Origin of the sequence: Tolypothrix sp. FACHB-123 (assembly GCF_014697075.1) — a bacterium.
In the GTDB taxonomy this organism is placed as follows: Bacteria; Cyanobacteriota; Cyanobacteriia; order Cyanobacteriales; family Nostocaceae; genus Aulosira.
This window is the reverse complement of record NZ_JACJRE010000038.1, coordinates 58,892-76,361: the sequence shown is the minus strand read 5'-3', so window position 1 is coordinate 76,361 and position 17,470 is coordinate 58,892. Positions and strand designations below refer to the sequence as shown.

Annotated in this window: 17 protein-coding genes; 12 read left to right on the top strand and 5 right to left on the bottom strand. The window is 38.7% G+C overall.

Annotation, left to right across the window (positions count from 1 at the left end; genetic code table 11):
• Window positions 1–471: 471 nt before the first annotated feature.
• Window positions 472–627, bottom strand: a complete 156-nt coding sequence (locus H6G41_RS36095) for a hypothetical protein (protein WP_308796292.1) — start codon at window positions 625–627, stop codon at window positions 472–474.
• Between H6G41_RS36095 and H6G41_RS22810 the strand changes: the two genes are divergently transcribed.
• The 4 genes from H6G41_RS22810 (at window position 551) to H6G41_RS22795 (ending at window position 3,350) form a co-directional block, all read left to right on the top strand.
• Window positions 551–766 (top strand): SemiSWEET transporter, encoded by a 216-nt coding sequence (locus H6G41_RS22810; RefSeq protein ID WP_308796290.1) that lies wholly within the window; start codon window positions 551–553, stop codon window positions 764–766. The two genes, H6G41_RS36095 and H6G41_RS22810, sit on opposite strands and share 77 nt — an antisense overlap.
• A 135-nt stretch (window positions 767–901) precedes the next feature.
• Complete coding sequence (locus H6G41_RS22805) at window positions 902–2,548, top strand: radical SAM protein (protein WP_190748896.1); 1,647 nt, start codon at window positions 902–904, stop codon at window positions 2,546–2,548.
• An 11-nt stretch (window positions 2,549–2,559) separates the two neighbouring features.
• Window positions 2,560–2,748, top strand: a complete 189-nt coding sequence (locus H6G41_RS22800) for a CPXCG motif-containing cysteine-rich protein (protein ID WP_190541313.1) — start codon at window positions 2,560–2,562, stop codon at window positions 2,746–2,748.
• A gap of 137 nt (window positions 2,749–2,885) precedes the next feature.
• Window positions 2,886–3,350 carry an SRPBCC family protein gene (locus H6G41_RS22795; RefSeq protein ID WP_190748894.1) on the top strand — a complete coding sequence of 155 codons (465 nt, stop codon included), beginning with the start codon at window positions 2,886–2,888 and terminating at the stop codon, window positions 3,348–3,350.
• Window positions 3,351–3,477: 127 nt separating this feature from the next.
• Here the strand turns inward: H6G41_RS22795 and menH are convergent, their stop codons facing one another.
• A complete protein-coding gene (gene menH, locus H6G41_RS22790) occupies window positions 3,478–4,287 on the bottom strand; it encodes a 2-succinyl-6-hydroxy-2,4-cyclohexadiene-1-carboxylate synthase (protein WP_190748892.1) in 810 nt (269 codons plus the stop codon).
• Window positions 4,288–4,373: 86 nt separating this feature from the next.
• Window positions 4,374–4,769 carry a metal-sensitive transcriptional regulator gene (locus H6G41_RS22785; protein ID WP_190748890.1) on the bottom strand — a complete coding sequence of 132 codons (396 nt, stop codon included), beginning with the start codon at window positions 4,767–4,769 and terminating at the stop codon, window positions 4,374–4,376.
• 521 nt (window positions 4,770–5,290) lie between these two features.
• On the opposite strand from H6G41_RS22785, the gene H6G41_RS22780 reads away from it, so the two are divergent.
• Together H6G41_RS22780 and H6G41_RS22775 are read left to right on the top strand one after the other, a co-directional pair.
• Window positions 5,291–6,505, top strand: coding sequence for an HhoA/HhoB/HtrA family serine endopeptidase (locus H6G41_RS22780; protein ID WP_190748888.1), 1,215 nt, complete (start codon window positions 5,291–5,293; stop codon window positions 6,503–6,505).
• 538 nt (window positions 6,506–7,043) lie between these two features.
• On the top strand, window positions 7,044–7,379 hold the full coding sequence (locus tag H6G41_RS22775; protein ID WP_190748886.1) for a CU044_2847 family protein: 336 nt from the start codon (window positions 7,044–7,046) through the stop codon (window positions 7,377–7,379).
• A gap of 108 nt (window positions 7,380–7,487) precedes the next feature.
• On the opposite strand, the gene H6G41_RS22770 is transcribed toward H6G41_RS22775, so the two are convergent.
• The gene (locus H6G41_RS22770) at window positions 7,488–8,084 is read right to left on the bottom strand and encodes a transposase (protein WP_190748884.1); all 597 of its coding nucleotides are present in this window, start codon (window positions 8,082–8,084) and stop codon (window positions 7,488–7,490) included.
• Window positions 8,085–8,851: 767 nt separating this feature from the next.
• The gene (locus H6G41_RS22765) at window positions 8,852–9,325 is read right to left on the bottom strand and encodes a hypothetical protein (protein ID WP_190748882.1); all 474 of its coding nucleotides are present in this window, start codon (window positions 9,323–9,325) and stop codon (window positions 8,852–8,854) included.
• A gap of 316 nt (window positions 9,326–9,641) precedes the next feature.
• On the opposite strand from H6G41_RS22765, the gene H6G41_RS22760 reads away from it, so the two are divergent.
• The 6 genes from H6G41_RS22760 (at window position 9,642) to H6G41_RS22735 (ending at window position 17,470) form a co-directional block, all read left to right on the top strand.
• Window positions 9,642–12,056 carry a GH116 family glycosyl hydrolase gene (locus H6G41_RS22760; protein ID WP_190748880.1) on the top strand — a complete coding sequence of 805 codons (2,415 nt, stop codon included), beginning with the start codon at window positions 9,642–9,644 and terminating at the stop codon, window positions 12,054–12,056.
• An 846-nt stretch (window positions 12,057–12,902) separates the two neighbouring features.
• Complete coding sequence (locus H6G41_RS22755) at window positions 12,903–13,115, top strand: hypothetical protein (protein ID WP_190748878.1); 213 nt, start codon at window positions 12,903–12,905, stop codon at window positions 13,113–13,115.
• Between the two features lie 891 nt (window positions 13,116–14,006).
• A complete protein-coding gene (locus H6G41_RS22750) occupies window positions 14,007–14,159 on the top strand; it encodes a hypothetical protein (protein WP_190748876.1) in 153 nt (50 codons plus the stop codon).
• A 99-nt stretch (window positions 14,160–14,258) separates the two neighbouring features.
• Window positions 14,259–14,525, top strand: a complete 267-nt coding sequence (locus H6G41_RS22745) for a hypothetical protein (protein ID WP_190748874.1) — start codon at window positions 14,259–14,261, stop codon at window positions 14,523–14,525.
• 290 nt (window positions 14,526–14,815) lie between these two features.
• A complete protein-coding gene (locus tag H6G41_RS22740; protein ID WP_190748872.1) occupies window positions 14,816–15,205 on the top strand; it encodes a HetP family heterocyst commitment protein in 390 nt (129 codons plus the stop codon).
• A 1,530-nt stretch (window positions 15,206–16,735) separates the two neighbouring features.
• Window positions 16,736–17,470, top strand: a complete 735-nt coding sequence (locus tag H6G41_RS22735; RefSeq protein WP_190748870.1) for a peptidylprolyl isomerase — start codon at window positions 16,736–16,738, stop codon at window positions 17,468–17,470.

Genomic DNA, 17,470 nt, shown 5'->3' with positions numbered 1-17,470 from the left:
GCTCGGCTTATGGATTTAGAAACTTTGAAAACTTCCGAATTAGATGCTTGTTAAACTGGCATTTTGATTGTTAGTTTAGCATAACAAGTACTAAAGAACCAGTATTTTTTCCCTTATTTTTTTGTTTGATATGCAACTTTAAAAATAGTTTCTAATATGAATTTGAAAAATGAATGCGACAGATTGTAGGGACAAGGTAATGCTTTGTCTTATTTGAAAAAAGTAAAAAATAAAGTCTAGTCACAAACATTTAATATCATTATGATTTTGTACGAATAATAAAATAATGCTTTGTCGGGAGTCTACTTCATGAAAGAATATTTGCGTACAGCGATAGTAGTAATTAACCAGTTATTTAAAATCCCAGAAACTTCATGATTGAGAATTATTGGTCAAGGAAATGTGCAAAAACGAGCAATAAATTAGCAGCCCTATTCTACGAGATGGGAGTGTGTTAAGCTAACTACCAAACTACTGCAAAACATGACCTAAATTAACCAGGGTAGCATTAATGGATTTTGTGACATTTTTAGGATTAGTGGCTGCTTCCATAACTACGGTTTCATTTTTACCGCAATTGATGAAAATATGGCAAACTAAATCTGCAAAAGATGTCTCGTTTATCATGTTGATTTGTTTCAACATAGGCATATTTTTATGGTTGATCTATGGAATTATCCTCCAACAATTGCCGATTATTTTAGCTAATGGTGCGACTTTATTTTTTAACTTGATAATTCTATGGCTTAAAATTAAATATAGATAACCCTACAGCATCCTCAGGCTAGAAGTCTAGGGATAGACAACCAAAGTCCACTGCAAAGACTGCTATGGAAACCTACGTCAGTGGGTTTTGTTTGTGTAGGCATGAATTATTATAAACACTCCCAAGCGATCGCCTGTGACATCATCTGTATTTTCTGCTGAACGTCTTTTATTCACCCCCGCTACTCCCAACACCGATGCTATCCCGTTGATTTTCGCCTTTCCCAATGAGTACAGCGTGGGAATCACCAGCTTAGGATATCAGGTAGTATGGGCAAATTTGGCAATGCGTGATGATGTACAAGTTAGTCGCTTGTTTACTGATATTCACGAACAACTTCCGAGAAATCCGGAGATTGTGGGATTTTCGATTTCTTGGGAGTTAGATTATGTCAATATTTTAAATTTACTGGAATTTTTAGAAGTTCCGATTCGCGCATCTTTGCGAGAAGATAAGCATCCACTAGTTTTTGGCGGGGGGCCAGTTTTGACTGCAAATCCTGAACCTTTTGCAGATTTTTTTGATGTGATTTTATTAGGTGATGGGGAAAATCTGCTAGGAGATTTTATCGCAGCTTATAAGGAAATAAGAAACGCTTCTCGCCAAACTCAGCTTCAAGCACTTGCGCAAGTACCAGGGATTTATGTTCCTAGTTTGTATGCGGTTGAATATCACAGCCAAGATGGTGCGGTAAAGTCAATTAATCCCATATCTGGGGAAATTCCCGCTATAGTACAAAAGCAAACTTATCGGGGAAATATTCTCTCAGCTTCAACTGTGGTGACAGAAAAAGCCGCATGGGAAAATATTTATATGCTGGAAGTGGTACGCAGTTGTCCAGAAATGTGCCGCTTTTGTTTAGCAAGTTATCTTACTTTACCATTTAGAACTGCGAGTCTAGAAGGTTCGTTAATTCCAGCCATTGAGAGAGGTTTACAAGTTACCAAGCGCTTAGGTTTATTAGGTGCTTCTGTGACTCAACACCCAGAGTTTGAGACTTTGCTGGAATATATCAGTCAACCTGAATATGATGATGTGCGTTTAAGTATTGCTTCAGTACGCACAAATACAGTTACAGTGCAGCTAGCGCAAACTTTAGCAAAACGCGACACGCGATCGCTTACCATTGCAGTAGAAAGTGGTTCGGAAAAATTACGCCGCATCATCAACAAAAAGTTGCATAACGACGAAATCATTCAAGCCGCAATCAACGCTAAAGCTGGTGGATTGACGAGTTTGAAACTCTACGGAATGGTAGGAATTCCTGGTGAGGAACCGGAAGATTTAGAACAAACTGTATCTATGATGCGTATTGTTAAAAAAGCTGCTCCAGGACTGCGGTTAACATTAGGATGTAGCACCTTTGTACCCAAATCCCATACCCCATTTCAATGGTTTGGTGTGAATAAACAATCCCAGAAGCGGTTGCAGATGTTACAAAAACAGCTAAAACCCCAGGGTATAGAATTTCGCCCGGAAAGCTATAATTGGTCTATTATCCAAGCTTTGTTATCGAGAGGCGATCGCAGACTCTCCCACTTACTAGAACTTACCCGTAACTTTGGGGATTCTTTAGGCAGTTACAAACGCGCTTTTAAGCAGCTAAAAGGACAAATTCCCGACTTAGATTTTTATGTCCATAGCAATTGGTCAACGGAGCAAATTTTACCTTGGAATCACTTGCAAGGGCCGCTACCACAGTCTACACTACTGAAACACTTGGCTGAAGCTACAAGCCATTTTGACTCATCGCCAAAAGAACTTCAGCCATTAAATTCCTAGCTGACAAATTAATGCAAACAACATCTGAGTATTACTGCGCTTATTGTGGTGAACCAAACTTAACCTTTGTTGATTTTAGCGCCGGCGGACAACAATCTTATGTAGAAGATTGTCAAGTTTGCTGTAACCCAAATATTTTGTATGTGCGAATTGATGAAGATACTTTGGATATTGAAATTGATAGCGAACCGGAAGCTTAACAATTTGTAATTAACTGATAGTCACTACAAGAATATCAAGGTGCGACTATATAAGTTTAGTGTTCCAGTAATTTTTTAATTACGAATGACAAAATCCGAATTCGTAATTATTTGTTGAATTTTAGGTTTCTGTTTCCATGCTGCACTTTAAACATACTTCTGTGATTAATGCACCACCAGACGTAGTGTGGAGATTTCACGAAAGAACAGATATTTTACAAATGTTAAACCCACCTTGGCAACCAGTGCAAGTTGTGCGTCGTGAGGGAGGACTAGAGATAGGTGCTATCACAGAATTTCGTCTTTTTCTCGGCCCATTGCCTTTTACTTGGTTAGCGCGTCACACTCAATGTGAAAAAAATCACTTATTTGTTGATGAACAAATATCCGGGCCTTTTGAAAGTTGGATACACAGACATGAGTTTGTAGATGAAAATGGTAAAACTCGGTTAACTGATGACATTTCTTTTGTTATGCCTGGTGGACAAGCATTAGAATTGTTCAGTGGTTGGTTAGTTCAAGCGCAACTCGAAGCAATGTTTCGTTATCGTCATTATGTAACAAAAAGAGAGTGCGAAAATATGTCTACTCATCCGCGTTGAATTGTGAATTTTTTGGTGAACGTTGTCATTTGTCATACCAATTTGCATAAATATTACGATATATTGTAGGGGCACTGGCACTGCCATGCCCTCTAGAATATATTAGATATTGACAAAATATTGCAATTTATCCGAAAAACATCTTCAGATTTTGGACAAATTCGCTAGTATTTTCAAAATGAATATTATGTCCAGAATTGGGAATTATTTTTAACTGGGAAAATGAACAAACTTCAGCCATTTTTTGATTGATATCGATAAATTTTTCATCTAAATCCCCAACCAGTAAGAGCAAAGGATTCTGAATATTATTCAGTTTATCCCACAAAGAAGGTTGATATCCAGTCCCCATAAAGCGGAGAGATTTATCTAATTCTAAAGGATAATTTTGCAAGCGACTTTCGATCATCAATTCATATTTAGGATGATTTTTGATATCACCAAAAATTGGTTGACTATACCAATTTGCTAAAAATTCTGCAAAATCATCTGGTTCCAAACTTCTGATTAACTTTCTACCAATTTGATAATCTTGTTGAATGCGTGCTAATCTTTCTGCTTCTGTTGGTAATCCGGGACAAGCAGATTCTAATACAACTTTAGAAAAACGTTCGGGGAAATGTAGGGTAAGATATAAAGCTAATCGTCCACCCATTGAATAACCGACTAAAAAGCAAGTATTAATTTGTAATTCATCTAATAAATTAATTAAAGCTTGAGCTATGTATGGCATTGTATAACATTCATCACTACCCAAAACTTGAGTTTTACCATGCCCAGGAAGGTCAATCGTTAAATAGGAAAACTCATTAGATAGAAGTGCGATCGCTTCATCAAATTCATCAATTTTACCCATAAAGCCATGTAAAAAAAGAATTACTGGCTTATTTTCGTTCTTAATTAAAGAGTAGTTAAATTGATAGTTCGCTAAAGACATTTTTTATGCATACTCAATAACCCTGATAAGTATAAACTACCAGAGATACAGTATAAATGTGTGATTTTGGAAATAGACCAATATTTCTAAGGCAAAAACCGATCTAAAGCTGCTTTGAGTTGTTCAATTTCCGTATCAATATTACCCTCTTGGGCAGCTCTGGCAATACACTCAGTTAAATGTTCGTCTAAGACAATTCGCGCTACCCGATCCAATGCACCCCTGACGGCGGCGATTTGCAATAACACATCAGGACAAGGGCTATTTTGCTGCACCATTGTCTTAATCCCGCGAATGTGCCCTTCTATACGTGACAATCGATTCACAATCCGCCGTAAAGACTCTTCGCTATGAACGTGAGGATGAGTTGAGTCTTCATGTTCAGAATGAAGATGTTCGCTATCTGCGCTGTGATTGTGGGAATGTTCCCCTGGTTGGGAGGTAGTCAAGGATTTTTTCGGCGATTTGTTTAATCCATTCATGGGTTATGAGAATGCTGGTTTAACTAAGATACTAGCCTAGAAGGGAAGGGAGAACAGGGGACAAGGAAGACAAGGAAAAAAATAGCAACTGACAATTGTACAGACGCGATTCATCGCGTCTGTGACAAATGACTAATATTAATTGTGGCGTGAAATCCGAACCTGGCTATGGGGAATGTCCATAATAGCTTTTGAGCTAAATATACAATTAATTTGATTACAGGTAGTTGCTGCTACGTCCCAATTTAAGAATTGAGGATTGGGTGTTGGTAGGAAGACAAGAGATAAGAATATATTTAACCGCGTCTACCTTGAAAACCGTAGTTTTTTTTGTAATGAGGGTAAAGCTCAAAACTCAAGCCAAGACTGGATAATATCCTCTCTTGAAAAACTCCAGGTTTCAAAATGGACGGGGTTTATTACCTATTTTCTAGTCCCTAGCCTAAGCGCCCCTAGTCCCTCATCAATATAGATTTGTCACGACTACGTAACAGTTACGCTTCTAGATTTAGGTTGTGATTATGAGATTTGCCAAACTCCGCCTGTCTATACGTCAACTAAGTTCCCATGTTTTAGCCATATTTCTAGGAGTTGTTTTAAGTTTTAGTACTTTGCGGGTGTTACCTTCGGAAGCTGAACCAGCGCCAAAGCCGACAACTGCAAATCCACCAGAATTATTGGCGCAACGTCAATCACCGGCTACAGCAGCGATTGGTAGCAGCAGCTTTGTGACAGCAGCTGTCAATCGTGTGGGGCCAGCAGTGGTACGGATTGATACAGAGCGCACTATTACTCGTCGCAACGATCCGTTTTTTGAAGACCCATTTTTCCGCCAGTTTTTTGGCGATGGTTTCCCACAGCAGCCATCGAGAGAGCAATTGCGCGGTCTTGGCTCTGGTTTTATTCTTGACAAGAGTGGCTTAGTTTTGACTAATGCTCACGTAGTTGATAAAGCCGATCGCGTGACGGTGAGACTTAAAGATGGTCGCACCTTTGATGGTAAAGTTCAAGGCATTGATGAAGTTACTGATTTGGCGGTAGTTAAGATTAATGCTGGAAACGATTTACCAGTTGCGCCCTTAGGTTCTTCTAGTAATGTACAAGTCGGAGACTGGGCGATCGCAGTTGGTAATCCTTTAGGTTTTGATAATACCGTTACTCTGGGGATTGTCAGCACCCTCAAGCGTTCTAGCGCCCAAGTTGGGATTACAGATAAACGCTTGGAATTTATTCAAACTGACGCCGCTATTAACCCTGGTAACTCTGGCGGGCCTTTATTAAATGGTGCGGGTGAAGTTATCGGGATTAATACCGCTATTCGTGCTGATGCGATGGGAATTGGATTTGCTATTCCCATTGATAAAGCAAAAGCGATCGCCGCACAACTGCAACGGGATGGTAAAGTTGCTCACCCCTATTTGGGCGTGCAAATGGTAAGTTTAACACCAGAGCTAGCCAAGCAGAACAACACAGACCCTAACTCCCCCATTCAGATTCCGGAAGTTAACGGAGTTTTAGTGATGCGAGTTATACCTAACTCTCCGGCTGCGTCTGCGGGTATCCGTCGCGGTGATGTGATTGTGCAAATTGATGGACAAGCAGTTTCCACTGCGGAACAACTGCAAAATGTTGTAGAAAATAGTCGCCTCGGTCAAGTTTTGCAGGTGAAAGTACAACGAGGTAACCAAACACAACAGCTATCAGTGCGCACAGCTGAGTTACAAAATGCTTCGTAATTAGCGCTGAGTATTGAGTTAAGTGATTATTCTGGGGGTATGCTAAGGCGTACCCTTTATTTTTGGCAAGTTTCAGGGGAGTAATAGAGGCTTGACTCAAGAGTTGGGAAGATATTCAACCTGATACTGTATGTTTTTGATATTAATTGTGGTTGATTCTTAAATATTCGTCTTCTATTCACCATCATTCACCCTTAGATCTCCGATGTTGCACTTCTGAACAGAAAATTCCGAGTTCAGAACACGAAGTTCCGAGTTCGGAACACGAAGTTTCGAGTGTTGAACATGAAATTCCGAGTTCCGTACAGGAAGTTTCGAGTTCAGAACATGAAGTTCCGAGTTCTGATGGCGGAAACTGAAGCTAAAAGCTCGAAGTGTCATGTTCCAAGCGCGAAGTTTTGAGTTCCAAGCTTCAAACTTGCCCATCGCATGTTAATTTTTCCTATTGTGAACTCTTGAGTTTCTACTTGCTACCCGATTAAAAGGCTTTAGGTAATATTACTAGAATAACAACTAAAAAACTAACTGAGGCGAGCAAATGTCAGAAGTACAAAGGCTGATTGTCAAAGATGACGATTTAGAGTACGAAATCTACTTGGAATCAAAGGAAGCTGCGGAAGTTCCCGAAGATGATGAACCCGGATACCGCGATGGTTTACCTACAGTCAATATTCATGAGTTTCAAAACAAGATTCGTAATTATGCCAAGTTAGCTGTCGGGGCTTTTAAGAATATACCTGATGCAGAAGAAGTAACTGTTAAATTTGGCATTAAGTTGGGTGGAAAAACGGGGATTCCATTTTTAACTGAAGGTTCGGCGGAAAGTAATTTTGAAATTGAGGTTAAGTATAATTTGGCGAATAAAAAGCCATAATTCGCCGCATTTTATATATTTATTATCAGGGCATGGCATTGCTGTGCCCCTATGATGATATGCATCTCAATGCGGATTGATATTTATGGGATAGCGCAAGGTTTTTAATTAGAAAGGGATATTAAAAAGGTAATCTTGAATATCAGAATTATGTCGCGGGTTTTCTGGATCGTCTGCCCAACGCCGGGGATTATTAACAATATATTCTCGAATGTTATTTATAGATTTTTCTTCTCTACCAATGAGTTCGTAAAAATTGCGTTGCCAGATTGATTGTCCGTGAGTCTGCCAAATTATATTAATACGTTTGCTAACAACACTTTTATAGCTACCAATAACCGTAGAAATAGAATCACGTAAAGGTTTACCGAATTTTCCTATGTTATATTCGATGTTTTGATTGAAGGGATAGCAATGCAAACTACCAACAGAGTTATCAATAATAATTAAGATGCCATGTATATGATTAGGCATGATTATAAATGTATCTAATGCAATGTGAGGAAAATGATCGGGTATTGTTTGCCAACAGTTAAAGGCAATATATCCTAAAGTATTTAATTGCATTTCACCCTGAACCACATTACCAAATAAACATTGCCGTCCTTTAGTGCAAATAGTGATGAAATAGGCACCAGGTTGAGTGTAATTGTATCCTTTCAAGCGAATAGAACGGCGATGGTGTTTTTGCGGATCGTAGGGCATTAATTTTGGGATTTAAATATTTGCAATTTTTGCCCATTTTAATTGACATTTTTGCCATACATCAAGATATACACCGTAGGGGCATGGCATTGCCATGCCCCCCAACCAATATGACAACTCAACGAATCACAATATTGTTGGGCACCGGATATTTTAAATATCAAACATGGTGATTTATATCGGGATGATTATATATAAATTGTTGGCTATGATGCATATTTACTGGGGGGCGAGGCATTGCCTAGCCCCTACGAATTTATGGATGGTGGTGATGGATTTTAGATATTGTATTTATTGCATATTTTGTCCTAATTTTAATTTAATTATGTAGGGGCATGGCAATGCCATGCCCCCCAACCAATATGGCAACTCAACGAATCACAATATTGTTGGACGCCGGATATTTTAAATATCAAACATGGTGATTGATTTGGGGATGATTATATGTAAATTGTTGGCTGTGATGCATAACTATTGGGGGGCGAGGCATTGCCTAGCCCCTACGTAGTATATTTGTGGGGGTTTGATGTTTTGTGTTGATCGCGAGATGATTGGAAGGGCAATATTCGCCTTTTTTACACCATCATTCGCCTTTGGAACTCGGCTGTTGCACCTCAAAGCACGAAGTTCCGAGTAAAAAGCCGGAGCGATCGCTCTTTTTGCACCATCATTCGTCATCAGAACTCGAAGTTTCGTGTTCGGAACTCGAAATGCCGAGTAATTTACTCGAAGTTCCGAGTTCTCAAGTGCAACTATCGAGATATTTTCTACGCGGTTGCTGTTTCTGGCTTGGCTTTGCGAGATTTGCGGGCGAATCTTTGCCCCATTTCCTCAACTACTGTCTCTAAACCACCGCCTTGTCCGCTAGCTTTGGCATAAGTATACACTTGTAAGGCGGCGGCATAGGCTTCGCTACCTACTGCTAGAGATGTATCATCCACCAATTCATGTAATTGTGACAGCGATAGCAATACAGGATATAACGCTTCAAATAATTGTACGTCTTTGCGCATTTCTTCCAGGTCAAACGATCGCGGTAAGAACTCTGGATTCTGCGTCGCCACCTCCAATGCTTTACTAACAAAGGCGCGGCTTTTATCTCCCATCTTCGGTAATGCTTTACGCTCTTCGTTTGTTAAATCAATTAAAAATGGTAGCTTTTCTTTTATGGTGGCGATCGCTTGCAACACTTCATCTCTCTGTTTTTGCGCCAGTATTGCGCTAATTGGGGCTGTGGACATGGAAATTATCCTCCTAAATTTTACTTAAATTTAGAGTGCCCACATATACCATTTAAATTACAATGAGATGATGGAAAAAGGCAGAATATTTTGTAGCTTTTGTCAGCAAGCTAGAGATAATAGTTTAAAACCAAAGACGATTAAACCTAATAAAACCTTTAAATGTCGGCGATCGCATTAACATTTTAACCAATCATCCAGATAATACATCCCTTCTGCCCTCTGCCCTCTGCCTTCTGCCTTCCTTCATCACTTGAGAAAAATCACACATCGCGCTAGGCTTCATTAGCGTAACCGCACGCTGTATAATCAGGCGATGACAAATCCGCTCTCTTCCGTAATTCCCTCTTACACTTGGAATCGTCCCCTTGGTCTTGGTTGGGACAAGCCCTATACTGTCCGTTATGCTAGCAATATTGATGATGGCCCTTGGCATGGTATGCCTTTAGGTGGCTTTGGTGCTGGTTGTATTGGGCGTTCTTCTCGTGGAGACTTTAATTTATGGCATATTGACGGGGGAGAGCATACTTTTAAGAATATCGCCGCCTGTCAATTCAGCGTGTTTGAGTCTTCTGGCTCATCTTCTCAAGCTTACGCTTTATCTACCGCAGCACCAGAGGATGATAGTCTCGGTGCTTGGCGCTGGTATCCAGCTAGCCAAGAAACTGGCGAAACTTCCCACACGGGTACTTATCACGCGCTGTATCCCCGCAGTTGGTTTGTCTATGAAAATGTCTTGCAAGCGCAGTTAACTTGTGAGCAATTTTCCCCGATTTGGGCAAATAACTACAAAGAAACTAGTTATCCGGTGGCGGTATTTCTCTGGAATGCCCATAATCCGACGAATGCACCGATTACTTTGAGTATTATGCTCACCTGGCAAAATATGGTGGGCTGGTTTACTAATGCGTTGAAGTCGCCTAAGGTGAAAATTCGCGATGATGGAAGTCCAGTATATGCATATCAGCCGCGTTTGGGTGAGAGTCAAGGTAATTACAACCAATTAGTCGAAAATGAGGAATACATTGGTTGTTTTTTATCCCAGGTTACGGAGAATCAACCTGTGCAAGAAGGGGATGGTAGCTGGTGTATCGCTACCTTGAAGCATCCCAAGGTGGAAGTGTTTTATCATACGCGCTGGAATCCTGGGGGTAGGGGTGAGGATTTGTGGCAAAGCTTTGCTAGTGATGGTTCTTTGCCCAATTATGTAGATCAAACTCCTGCAACAGATAATACACAACTAGGAGCAGCGATCGCAATTCGTTTTACTCTGCAACCAGGGGAATCTTTAGAAATTCCCTTTGTCTTAGCTTGGGATTTCCCGGTAACAGAATTTGCCGCCGGAGTTAACTATTACCGCAGATATACAGATTTCTTTAATCGTACTGGTAAAAATGCTTGGGCGATCGCATCTACTGCGTTAACAGAATATCAAAATTGGCGATCGCAGATTCAAAGTTGGCAGCAACCCATCCTGGAACGGGAAGATTTACCAGCTTGGTTGAAAATGGCTTTATTTAACGAGCTATATGACCTCACCAGTGGTGGTACACTCTGGAGTGCAGCCTCAGAACTCGATCCCATCGGTCAATTTGCCGTACTGGAATGCTTAGATTATCGCTGGTATGAAAGTTTAGATGTGCGGTTGTATGGTTCTTTCGCTTTGCTGATGTTATTCCCCGAACTGGAAAAGTCAGTTATGCGGGCTTTTGCAAGAGCGATTCCCCAAAGCGACGACCATCAACGCATCATTGGTTATTACTATACAATTGGCGCAGACACGACAACCGCACCGCGGAAAATTGCTGGAGCAACACCCCACGATTTAGGCGCACCGAATGAGCATGTCTGGGAGCAAACCAACTACACCTGCTACCAAGACTGCAATTTATGGAAAGATTTAGGCAGCGATTTTGTTTTGCAAGTATACCGAGATTTTCTGCTCACCGGCGCTGATGATGTGCAGTTCCTTGCTGATTGTTGGGATGCAATTGTGCAAACTCTCGACTACCTCAAGACTTTTGATAAAGATGGCGATGGGATTCCCGAAAATTCTGGTGCGCCGGATCAAACCTTTGATGATTGGCGGTTACAAGGTGTCAGTGCATATTGCGGCGGTTTGTGGATAGCAGCGTTAGAAGCTGCGATCGCAATTAGCAATATTTTACTCAAAAACCACCTTGGCGACCTTGGCGTCTTGGCGGTGCAAAAATCCACCTATCAAACTTGGTTGCAACAATCTCGCCCCATCTACGAAGCAAAACTCTGGAATGGTAAATATTACCGCCTAGATAGCGAGAGTGGTTCTGATGTCGTCATGGCAGATCAACTATGCGGACAATTTTATGCCAGGTTACTGGGATTACCAGATATTGTAGCGAGCGATCGCGCCTTATCTGCATTAAAAACAGTGTATGATGCTTGCTTCCTCAAATTCCAAAATGGTCAATTCGGTGCTGCAAACGGCGTTCTTCCCGACGGTTCGCCAGAAAACCCCAAAGCCACACACCCCCTAGAAGTTTGGACAGGTATCAACTTTGGAATTGCAGCTTTTCTCGTACAAATGGGAATGAAGGATGAAGCATTACGCTTAACACAAGCCGTAGTTCAGCAAGTTTACGACAACGGTTTACAGTTCCGCACACCCGAAGCCATCACCGCATCCGGTACCTTCCGCGCCAGCACTTACCTACGCGCAATGGCGATTTGGGCAATTTATTTAGTTTACTAGGGCATGGGGCATGGGGCATGGGGCATGGGGTATTTCCCCTTCCCTAACTCCTCTGCTTCACTACTTAAGTATTGTGAATTTTGCAGCCAAATATACATACAAAAAAAGATATACGTTTTATATTTGCGTTTTCCAACCTACTTTACTTGTAGCTGAAGCAGTATGTATTTATATCTGTGATTTTATTTTCCGGTTGTTGCAAAATTTAAGAGAAAATATAAGTAATACCCAGCAAGTTATCAAATATTGAGACGGCAAAACCGCTGTTGTCACGATGTTTGAGTATCCCTATCTCTATTGATTCACTTTACTGAATATCACAAATCTTATGTTCACTATTAACAATTTTTACTCCTTCAAAAAATATATATTGAGTAGCTTTATGTAAAAATAAATACTATCCCAATGTAAATTATGGCGAGCAAAAATTTCCCACGACGACATAAGATAAATTTTTAACATTTCACGCTATATGACTGCAAATCCAGGAAAACACCATAAAATCAATATGTATTCCTTAAAAAGTCAGTAAAATTTTGATAAAGTTGGAAATTCCTAGTGACGGCTGTAGCTTAGGTTGAATGAGGATATATCAGTAGTTCATGAAGACTCTACGAAAAAGATACATGGGTTTTGCTAGTAATTTTTTTTTCTAAACTTTTACTTACAAAAAGCCACTGGAAAATGACAACTAAGCAATTGGTGATTAACAACACAAGTAATTGCGTTTTGCAGAGGCTACTGGAATGAGCAAAACTAAACAGTGAAAGACTTGGCGATTTTTTGTCTGGAAATTACTCGCTGCTTTCAAGATAAATTGCTTACCTACAAAACCAAACTTTAGCTATGAACTGCTCTGCGTTGTCAAGAGTTCAGGAACATATAGAATATACACCTGACCAACAGTACCGAGCATGTCAAAGCTGGGTAGGTTGCAATGTCAGATTAATAGATGCGATCGCTCTAACTGATTTATCAGGTTACCATACACCTCTTCAGCAGGAGTTATTTTCTCATTGCTGTACAGGACTTTGGATGCTTTATACCGATGTGTTCTAGAGGAAAACGCTAATTATGAAAAAACTGATAGCAACCTATAGTTTTAATTACCAGTTGTCCCAACTCTAATTAGATATGTGTCTCACTTAACAAAAGCAGTTTGTAGTTAAAATAACAATAAATTTACTTGACAAAAATGTAGCTGAGTCTGTTGTACATTAACACTCTCGATATTGCGGATTTAGAGAGTAATCTTTATGCTTAATTCGCTACATTTTTTTGTTTAACTATTTTCGAGGTAGCCGATTTACCAGAGCGATTTTGGCTCCGGTTACGATGGTTTATCTATCATATCATAAACCCAGTAATTTTATGATTTTTCTATCCTTATTTTCATACTTGTACTCGCATTACATTCTTGATAAGTAGAGAATATGGCTACAGCCCAAAAAAGCTGTAGCCATTGCTATAGCAAGATTTATCTCCGTTCAATTTCCTGGCACCACAGATAATTTTTAGGAATGATTTTTAATAAGCAGGAGAGATTTAATTTTTTTTTAATAATATCTATACTGCTGATTTTTTTACTGTTAAACAACAAAGTTAATGGTAAACTTTTTAAGTAGCCTGAGGTGAATAAATGTTTTTATGTATATTAAATGAGGGGTATCACCCCTCACTATTTAGAAAATAAGTAACAAAATGTCAAGTTGCACAATACACAAGTAGAATTCACGATGAAATCACTAAATTTAACTTATAAAGGTACTATTTTGGTAGATGACATTAATAGCAAAAATGTAGTATAAATAAAAATGTTGTTCTCGATCGTCAAGGTCATAAAACTTTTCTTGACCAACCCAAACCTTATGGAGTTTTACTGAGTATCTCCTAGATTTGTAGTCAAATAATATACAATAATTTTATCAGGGAACCGAAATTGAATTAGGAGTGGAAAAATTTCCAGAGGACGAAACTGCATCTACCAAGAGCGATCGCGAGACTTTTTTCTGCCAATCAACACAGATAACTCAAGGTAAATTTTTACCTGAGGTTAACTGCAAAGCAAAAGCAGCTTGTTCTATCAGTGCTAGTACCAAATAGTCAGAACTGTGGAACTTGGGAGACTATCTGAAGAATTACGGCAAAGCATCACATTAAGCTTGATTCACAATGTTCAAGTTTCTCAACAAAGGTCAGCTCATGGAAAGAATCATCAGGTTAAATGCAGTCGAAACCTCAAGCCAAGGGGGCAATTTTGGGATGAAGCTTTATGATTTCCATCCGCAAAATCATCTGACTCCTAAGAAAGTATCAGTTGATAGCAGTGTTGTTTATATAGCAGCTGCAACTGTATTAGAAACATCCACAAGCGATCGCCACGCCAGAGGGCTAGGGGTAGGGAAAGCACTGCGTTGGGGAAGTGCTATGCAGTTAGTGAAAAATATGTTCGCTTTACTCCCAACGTAACTAGTAGATTAACTCTTATTTCAGGGTCGGGTAATGCAGTGGATGACCAATATCTACCTAATTAAGCTAATGGTATCAAGCAAGCAACTTGATAAATGAAGAATTTTAAAAGTTGCGTAATTTTGATTTTTTGTTTGAACCAAACAACATTTACTAATAGTGCATTGCCAAAATCTTCCTTCAAGTAATTCAGCAAATGCAAGCAGTTTCAAGCTGTTTGCTAATTTCAATTTAAATTCCCCAAATTGCAGAACATTAATCGGATTAATTTATCCCAGACAAATAACACTATGAACCAAGATATTCCTAGCATTAGCAAATTAAAGGACTCTCTTCCTCCCGAACAGTTTGACCAAGTAGTAGAAGCAATTCTTGCAGGCAAGTATTCATGGGCATGTGTTTTAATGCTACGTTTTGCTGGCTACAATCCCTTACATTACATTCCTTACCGTACCTACAATCGGTTACTCAAAGAAAACTCTCTCATGAATCGGTCAAAGCAGCAGCAAAACCCCAGTATGAACCTGAATCAACAATCTACTGATAAAAGGTCTGAGAAGAATGTGCCTCCTAGCTGTTTAAGCAAAATTAAGGACGTGGCTTATCTAGAAGTTGTTAGCAAACAAAAAGCAGAAATGCGCAATTCTAAGGAGCAGTGGTTAGCAAAGCAGGTTCAATAATAGCAATCAAATCGGAATTCTATCTAGAAAGTTCTCTAGTACTGCTTTGCGAAGTTTGTTTGGGTTTAGAAAATTTCCAATGGGTAGTTTATTGACACCATGCTGTACTAGATTCTGCTTTCAAGTTCTGCGATTTTAATGAATCGATTTCTGAATTAAATAGCTGGATATTCGCAGTTCATTAAGTAGCTGCCTATTTACCATGCAAATTTAGAAGCTGTAGCATGGCAAGTTGACAATTATGTTTAGCCTTAAATACAAGGCTTGTAAAAATCTAGCGGACAGATTTGCTTTGTGATTTCCACTCTCAAAATATTGAACTTTAGCTTCCCCCTAAATCAGGGGGACTGCTTTTTGCTAACTTTAAATATTGATGTTTAATTTCGGTGATACTGTGCTTCACCATTATAACTTATCAAAGATAATATTTAAACCGTATATTTTGTTGATAAAACATATAAAATGCAACAAAAAGCCAAGAAATAGCAAGCAAGTATTTTCCAAATTTATCTATAAGTTAAGTTTCTTAAAAAAACAAAATTTTTTATGATGAAATCTGCCAACTTGGCACTAATTAGGCGATAAAATTCTATAAATTTAGAAATGCCAACTGAAACATAGCTAATTGACCAGCCAATTTCATGTCTAAGAACAAAATCAATGATTAGTTCTATTCATGAAAGAGATTCAATGTCTGAGAGAGTAAATAACTCCAACATCAAGACAAAGCGTTAACTGTTACTAGTGGTGGTTCTTTTTCCCAGGAAGCTTGAGCTATAAAAAGTAGAAGTTGTGGATTCTCCCAGTCCAAACTTTGAATTTCTTCCACCTAGTTTAGAGATGGTGGGAGTGATACTGATAAAACTTCCTTGACTGTATTTGAGTATGGCTTTAACCCAAAAAGCTCATATTTAGTACTTTAGCAGGAGTGGAAATTGAAAAAGTGGCAGTTAAATTGCAATCAATGTTGGTGAAACTTATAGCTCTTAGGCTTATAGCAGTAAGGTTCGTAATCCTCTTTTTCCCAAACAGGATTATGGCTGTTTAAAAATTAGCAATTTATATCATGAATACTGGAAGCTATTAACTTGAATAGCTTCCAGTTTTTTATTGATTGAATAGAGTTGTTTAACATCAGGTTAATTATTAGTTAAATCCAGGTTAATTTATTATTTTTACGACTTAAGATAGATACATAGATAATTATATGTAAATTTTTATAATGATAGTGCGAGCTTAACTCATGAAAAGCGGTAGTTAATGAGCAAGCGCTAGAATTAGCCATAATGATTTCTGAATAATTAGCCTGTAACACAAGCAAAAAATAAATAGAAACCATTTCTAAATATAGATGAGCTTTTGTGCATAAATCTTTTACATAAAGTGTAAGGTAAAGCCTGTTAATTTAAATAAACAGCCGAAATTATATTGCCTATAGCCGCTTGTATCTAAATCTAATTTCACAACTTGGAGATATTTAATCATCAATTTGTGAAAAGTTTATTAGTTGATTACCAAATATAAATTCTCATGATAAACCTCTCTAAGTTAGTAGTTGAAGCAGAGGAAATTGTGAACTTCCTCAAAAGTGAAATGAACTTTAAAGCTGTTTATCAGAATGTTTTGTTTAAAAGATTGATAAATTATAAAGCTCAAGAAAAGGGAATAAATGTTACAGCAGAAGAAATTGAGGCTGAAGCTAATCGCCAGCGACGCGAGAAGCATTTGGAAAAAGCTTCAGATACGTTAGCATGGTTAGCCGATCAATTAGTTACTGCTGATGATTGGGAAATAGGGATTCGCGATCGCTTATTATCAAAAAAGTTAGCTGAATCGTTATTTGCTAAAGATGTAGAGTTATTTTTTATTGAAAATCACCTAGAGTTTGAGCAAGTGAGCCTTTATCAAATCATTGTAGAATCAGAAAAACTGGCTCAAGAGATTCACTATCAAATTGAAGAAGAAGAAATTAGTTTTTATGATGCTGCGCACATTTATGATATAGATATTCAGCGGCGCAAACAATGTGGCTATGAAGGTAATATTAGTCGCTTTGCCCTTGAACCAGATATTGCAGCAGCTTTATTTAGTGCATCTAATGACGAATTGATCGGCCCTTTCAAAAGTGAGCAAGGCTATCATCTTTTTTTAGTTGAAGAATTTATCCCGGCAACATTAACACCAGAACGCTATCAAGAAATTCTCGATAATATGTTTACTAATTGGTTAAATAAAGAACTTGAATATATGCTGAATTCTGAATAA

Coding starts and splice junctions, on each gene's coding strand:
- H6G41_RS36095 (WP_308796292.1), bottom strand. CDS start 627: ATGATAAACGAGACATCTTTTGCAGATTTAGTTTGCCATATTTTCATC.
- H6G41_RS22800 (WP_190541313.1), top strand. CDS start 2,560: ATGCAAACAACATCTGAGTATTACTGCGCTTATTGTGGTGAACCAAAC.
- H6G41_RS22795 (WP_190748894.1), top strand. CDS start 2,886: ATGCTGCACTTTAAACATACTTCTGTGATTAATGCACCACCAGACGTA.
- menH (WP_190748892.1), bottom strand. CDS start 4,287: ATGTCTTTAGCGAACTATCAATTTAACTACTCTTTAATTAAGAACGAA.
- H6G41_RS22785 (WP_190748890.1), bottom strand. CDS start 4,769: ATGAATGGATTAAACAAATCGCCGAAAAAATCCTTGACTACCTCCCAA.
- H6G41_RS22780 (WP_190748888.1), top strand. CDS start 5,291: ATGAGATTTGCCAAACTCCGCCTGTCTATACGTCAACTAAGTTCCCAT.
- H6G41_RS22775 (WP_190748886.1), top strand. CDS start 7,044: ATGTCAGAAGTACAAAGGCTGATTGTCAAAGATGACGATTTAGAGTAC.
- H6G41_RS22770 (WP_190748884.1), bottom strand. CDS start 8,084: ATGCCCTACGATCCGCAAAAACACCATCGCCGTTCTATTCGCTTGAAA.
- H6G41_RS22765 (WP_190748882.1), bottom strand. CDS start 9,325: ATGTCCACAGCCCCAATTAGCGCAATACTGGCGCAAAAACAGAGAGAT.
- H6G41_RS22760 (WP_190748880.1), top strand. CDS start 9,642: ATGACAAATCCGCTCTCTTCCGTAATTCCCTCTTACACTTGGAATCGT.
- H6G41_RS22755 (WP_190748878.1), top strand. CDS start 12,903: ATGAACTGCTCTGCGTTGTCAAGAGTTCAGGAACATATAGAATATACA.
- H6G41_RS22745 (WP_190748874.1), top strand. CDS start 14,259: ATGGAAAGAATCATCAGGTTAAATGCAGTCGAAACCTCAAGCCAAGGG.
- H6G41_RS22740 (WP_190748872.1), top strand. CDS start 14,816: ATGAACCAAGATATTCCTAGCATTAGCAAATTAAAGGACTCTCTTCCT.
- H6G41_RS22735 (WP_190748870.1), top strand. CDS start 16,736: ATGATAAACCTCTCTAAGTTAGTAGTTGAAGCAGAGGAAATTGTGAAC.